This is a genomic window from Dolichospermum sp. LEGE 00246 (assembly GCF_015207865.1).
GTDB lineage: Bacteria > Cyanobacteriota > Cyanobacteriia > Cyanobacteriales > Nostocaceae > Dolichospermum > Dolichospermum heterosporum.
On record NZ_JADEWA010000501.1, the window covers coordinates 1 to 3,822 of the forward strand.

General features: G+C 35.3%; 5 protein-coding genes and 1 pseudogene. 3 read left to right on the plus strand and 3 right to left on the minus strand.

Annotated features, from left to right (window positions below; all coding sequences use genetic code 11):
• Window positions 1-81: 81 nt before the first annotated feature.
• Genes IQ228_RS22915 through IQ228_RS22925 form a run of 3 tightly spaced genes read left to right on the plus strand, consistent with a single transcriptional unit; the run spans window position 82 to window position 1,718 of the window.
• On the plus strand, window positions 82-765 hold the full coding sequence (locus tag IQ228_RS22915; RefSeq protein WP_027401463.1) for a TIGR04255 family protein: 684 nt from the start codon (window positions 82-84) through the stop codon (window positions 763-765).
• Window positions 762-1,127, plus strand: coding sequence for a hypothetical protein (locus IQ228_RS22920; RefSeq protein ID WP_193964551.1), 366 nt, complete (start codon window positions 762-764; stop codon window positions 1,125-1,127). Before IQ228_RS22915 ends, IQ228_RS22920 begins: the two co-directional genes overlap by 4 nt.
• Window positions 1,128-1,130: 3 nt before the next feature.
• Window positions 1,131-1,718, plus strand: a complete 588-nt coding sequence (locus tag IQ228_RS22925; RefSeq protein ID WP_027401461.1) for a hypothetical protein — start codon at window positions 1,131-1,133, stop codon at window positions 1,716-1,718.
• Window positions 1,719-2,053: 335 nt separating this feature from the next.
• Here IQ228_RS22925 and rsmH read toward each other — a convergent pair whose 3' ends face one another.
• The 3 genes and pseudogenes from rsmH to IQ228_RS26890 form a co-directional block, all read right to left on the minus strand.
• The gene (gene rsmH, locus IQ228_RS22930) at window positions 2,054-2,962 is read right to left on the minus strand and encodes a 16S rRNA (cytosine(1402)-N(4))-methyltransferase RsmH (RefSeq protein WP_193964553.1); all 909 of its coding nucleotides are present in this window, start codon (window positions 2,960-2,962) and stop codon (window positions 2,054-2,056) included.
• Between the two features lie 137 nt (window positions 2,963-3,099).
• Complete coding sequence (locus IQ228_RS26885; RefSeq protein WP_228044030.1) at window positions 3,100-3,237, minus strand: hypothetical protein; 138 nt, start codon at window positions 3,235-3,237, stop codon at window positions 3,100-3,102.
• Window positions 3,238-3,363: 126 nt separating this feature from the next.
• Window positions 3,364-3,540 (minus strand): annotated as a pseudogene (locus IQ228_RS26890) (type ISP restriction/modification enzyme); the annotation flags it as partial.
• Between the last annotated feature and the right edge of the window lie 282 nt (window positions 3,541-3,822).

The following is a 3,822-nucleotide window of genomic DNA, read 5'->3' on the forward strand; positions in this document are numbered from 1 at the left end:
ATAATAAAGAATTATAGTAAAGTTCGCTGTTTAAATGTAGAATTCTATTAAGTTAACAATTTTCAATTTGTCTCTAAACCTGTGGCATTACAAGAAGTAGTATTAGAAATACGTTTTCCCCCTATAGAGGATTACGCTATTTTTGCTGGCGCAATGTCAGTGTCTCACAAAGTAAACTTTCCACTCACGCAAAAATTAGAGCCTCCTGGATTGCCTGAGTTTGTACCAATATCAGGTATTGTTCGTCATCGCTTTTCTGGTCAAGATCAGTCCAAATTATTTCAAATAGGATCTGATGTTATTAGTGTCAATTATCTACAATATACAAATTTTAGTGATTTTATAGACGATATAAAAGAAATTTTGTCTTCTGCACAAACGCACGGAGCTAAAATCAGCTATGCTTACAGAATAGGGCTTCGTTATATTAATAGTTTTAATAAAATAGCCGATCCTTTTGAGTTTTTGAATCTTTCCTCTCCCTTTACTAACAAAAGTTTTGATATTACAGAATTTATACAAGTAAGGAAAGTAGATAAAGTTGAAACCGGATTATTTCTAGATATAAATGTACAATTTAATTCCAATGATCATGGCTTAATCCTAGATTTAAACTCTTTTTATCAGAATGACAAAAATATTGAACAACCAGAGGAGCAATGGAGTATAGAAAAATTAATTGATTGGATATCAAAAGCACATGAGCTTATTAAAGAGAACTTTAAAACTTTAGTTCCTCAGTTAGAAGAAGGGGTAAAACCATGAACGTTTCTTTAACTATGAATTCGTCAACTTATCCTGTGGAAGATTATTCTGTATATAAAACAGGTAGCAGCCATAATTTTAAAATTTTGGAGCAGTGTTTGACTCCATTATTTCTCGCTGCGACAGTGGCAACTTCATCAACAACAATGCCTATCCGTAGTCTAATATTTGATTCGGCTGTTTCAGTTGAAGACAATATTCAAATTCCGCAAATTTATCAAAAAACGATAACCAAGCAGGAAGCTATTGTCATGTTTACTACAAAATGGCAAGAAAGGAGTATGTCTCTTAGCTATGAAGACTCCAAATTATGGAAAGAGATACTTGCATCACAATCAGAGCAAGGATTTCCGGATTTTTAAGTAATGGGTGGAATTCAACTAGATGGTTTAATCCAATATTTACAAAAAGCTTTCCCTGTCTATCCAGATGGAAATACTGCCGATGCCAGGCTCGCTCTAGAACAATTTGGTACTCAAAATAGCAGTATTCAGGTTTTATGCGATCCAGTTAAACAATGGTCACAGGGAGACATACTTAATATAATTCCATTCTTAAATTTCACTAAAGATGGAAAGGTGTCTAATTTTCAAGCACCGGCAATGATAATAACTAGCACCTGTGATTTAGATAGGAAAGAAAAGATAGTTGTATGCCCTTGTTTCCCTCTGGAAAATTTTAAACCATTAAATTCTTATTCAGAAATTCCTAAAAACAATGTTTTTGAATTTTTTTTCATTGGAAGTGGTTTAACAGGCGGAGAATGGGTTGTGGATTTAAGTCATCCTATGACGTTGTTGAGGGAGAGAGTCTCCAAGCGAATACAGGAAGGAAATATTATTCGCCTACATTCTCTTACACAAGTCGGCTGGTATCTTTTTATTACTAAATTTTCCATGAAATATTTTCGTCCTGATGATCCCCCAACAATGCAAGAACGACAAAATCTTTGAGTGATTACCTTGTGTTTAGTATTTTTTTGCTCTTCGGTACTTACTATGCTAAATCATTTTGTCAAACCATAAAATCCTTACCATATAAGGATTTTATGTTAATTCATCGGTGAATTTGACATAAATTTGGCATCAAAAACAATGAAACCCTTTATTTATAAGGGTTATGGGGTAAATAAACTCATATTTGGCATAACAGGTACGGAAGAACCATAATGTGGGTAGAGGTTTAACGCTGCTGAACCTCATCAATTAACAGGCTTATGACTCTCAGCTAAAGTGCAGCCTGATAAAGAAATGGTAAATGGTATGATGACGTTACTCAACTTCCAGTCTTAATCGTCTGTATTTTTCTTTTCTGCTATTCTCAATTTAGCAGAACGGGAACGGGGGTTTTCTTTAATCTCTTCTTCTGTGGCAATTATGGGTTTTTTTGTCAATATTCGCAAGGAGGGGGAATTTCTCAAACCATGTTTAACTGGTCTGTCTTCTAAACTGTGAAAGCTGATTATAGCTATTCTTCCTTCAGGAATAAGCGCGTGAGGTGCTTTTTCTATTAAGGTTTCCAGGACTTTTAATTCGTCATTGACAGCAATTCGCAAAGCTTGAAAAACACGGGTTGCGGGGTGAATTCTCCCATGACGATATTTAGGAGGGACGGAGTAGGCGATCGCATTTGCCAGTTCTGTAGTAGTATTGAATGGGCGTTTTTCAACAATTCTTCTGGCTATTCTGCGAGAAAGTCTCTCTTCACCGTATTTAAAGAAAATATCCGCCAATTCTTTTTCACCCCATTCATTAATAATATCTCCAGCGGTGAGGGATTGTTGCTGGTTCATTCGCATATCTAAATTTGCGGTATTTCTAAAACTAAAACCCCGTTCTGGGTTATCTAAATGATAGGAACTTACTCCCAAATCGGCTAAAATTCCATGATAGGTATTTTCTGGAAATTGGTAATTAGCAAAGTTGCTATGAATAAATTTGACTCTATTTCCAAATTCTGCTAGATTCTCTTTTGCTGCATTTAAAGCATCTTCATCTTGGTCAAGTGCGGTAATTTTCACATCTTCAGCAGTCTCTAATATTAACCGACTGTGACCACCACCACCAACGGTTAAATCTAAATAATGTCCACCAGGTTGGATATTTAAACCTGTAATCACTTCTTGACTGAGAACGGGAATATGGGAAAAAGCGATTTCTTCTAAATCTATCGGTGTTTGTAAATCTGATTTGATCATTAATTTATTGATACTAAAAATTAAGAAGCAAGTTTGGCGTTGATAAAATGGTCAGAATCACGGATGAGACGGATTGCGCTGATTTCACGGATTTTAGTAACTTTTATCATAGCAAACAGCCTAATCCGCGCCATTTTTTAATCCGTATAATCCGCGATTCTCACTTTTGAGTGATCCCCGGATTCCTTAAGAATTGTCAAACCATAAGAATGTAAGGGTTTAAATTCTAACGGAAAACCGCCATATTTTTCAATTATTTTATCAATATCTTCCATAATCTTAATAGTCTCCGATATTATAGAAATAATATTTTGATAATGACTAATTTCATCAAAATTCAATTGTCTCCCTTTTCTGTCTTTCAGCCATTTTTGACAAACTTGATAACCCCTTGCTTTCATTAAATGGTATCTAACTAGTTTATCACCTTTGATAACTAACTCCCAAAAAAGCGGAGAATTAGAAGTTAAAGGAACACGAGGAAAATCAATCTTTAAAAATTCGGCGTAACGTTGACGGTAAATAGGAGAATGAAAGATGGCATAAATGTAATTAAAAATATCCTCTGGTCTAAAAGTCTTATTTTTATCTCCTTTTCCATCAACTAATTCATAACTAAATCATACCCCTGAAAAAACTCTGCTTCTCCTTCTCTGCGACTGGAGCGCCTCTGCGTGAGCTAAAATTTAACTATAGATATTAATTAGAGTAATTATAAATTAAATCTATCTTGCCACCAGGGGATTGCGGGAAGGCTGGGAGCCGCGTCTCTTTAGAGCGCGGGGGAAAGCCTACCCGTGCGGTTTTAACCGCTGCCAATATTCTCAACCATGATGCGGGTCATTAATATATCTTTCTAT

What these genes read in the sequence shown, in the direction of transcription:
- IQ228_RS22920 (WP_193964551.1), top strand. Translation starts at nt 762, where the DNA reads ATGAACGTTTCTTTAACTATGAATTCGTCAACTTATCCTGTGGAAGAT.
- IQ228_RS22925 (WP_027401461.1), top strand. Translation starts at nt 1,131, where the DNA reads ATGGGTGGAATTCAACTAGATGGTTTAATCCAATATTTACAAAAAGCT.
- rsmH (WP_193964553.1), bottom strand. Translation starts at nt 2,962, where the DNA reads ATGATCAAATCAGATTTACAAACACCGATAGATTTAGAAGAAATCGCT.
- IQ228_RS26885 (WP_228044030.1), bottom strand. Translation starts at nt 3,237, where the DNA reads ATGGAAGATATTGATAAAATAATTGAAAAATATGGCGGTTTTCCGTTA.